Genomic DNA, 666 nt, shown 5'->3' on the forward strand with positions numbered 1-666 from the left:
GGGCGACGATCTGGCGTTCGTCGGCATCGAGCACGCCGAGAACGTATTCGGCGGCGAGCAGGTCGTCGCCTCCACGTTCCGGTCCTGTGTCTTCTGCCAGCGTCATCTTTCCAGACATTCTCTGAGTTTCAACAGGCTGCGGCGCAGCCATGTACGCATCGTGTTCAGCGGCACGCCATGGCGCTCCGCCAGTTCGGCATAGCTCTCGCCCTTGAGATAGGCGCCCCGGACGGCGGCTGCCCGGTCCTTCTCCAACTCATCGAGACAATGGTGGATACGTTCGGATTCGTCTCCCGCCACCGCCATCGCTTCAGGCCCCGGCGCCGGATCGGCCACGTCGAGCGCGGCATCGATGTCGGCGGCAGGCCTGCGCCGCGCTCGTATGCGATCGATCGCATGATTACGCGCAATTGCCACCAGCCAGGAGATCGGGCTTAGATCGGAGACGGCAAAACGATCCGCCTTCGTCCATATCTTGACGAAGACTTCCTGTAGCGCTTCTTCCGCATCTCCCCGGTCGTTCAATACACGAAGACAGACGCCAAAAAGTTTCGCGCTGGTCTGCCGGTAAAGCAGATCGAACGCGGCCCGATCCTTCATCGAAGTCCGGACGATCAGCTTGGTGATGTCCTGCGGCGTCATCCGCGGCAAGTTAGGCGATTGCAA

At 61.4% G+C, this 666-nt stretch carries 1 protein-coding gene and 1 pseudogene; both read right to left on the reverse strand.

Annotated features, from left to right (window positions below):
* Window positions 1-106, reverse strand: a pseudogene (locus EN893_RS39750) (anti-sigma factor); the annotation flags it as partial.
* Complete coding sequence (locus tag EN893_RS36660; protein WP_127267227.1) at window positions 103-642, reverse strand: sigma-70 family RNA polymerase sigma factor; 540 nt, start codon at window positions 640-642, stop codon at window positions 103-105. The gene EN893_RS36660 and the pseudogene EN893_RS39750, both read right to left, overlap by 4 nt.
* Window positions 643-666: the final 24 nt, after the last annotated feature.

It is taken from the genome of Mesorhizobium sp. M7A.F.Ca.CA.004.04.2.1, assembly GCF_004022825.1.
GTDB lineage: Bacteria > Pseudomonadota > Alphaproteobacteria > Rhizobiales > Rhizobiaceae > Mesorhizobium.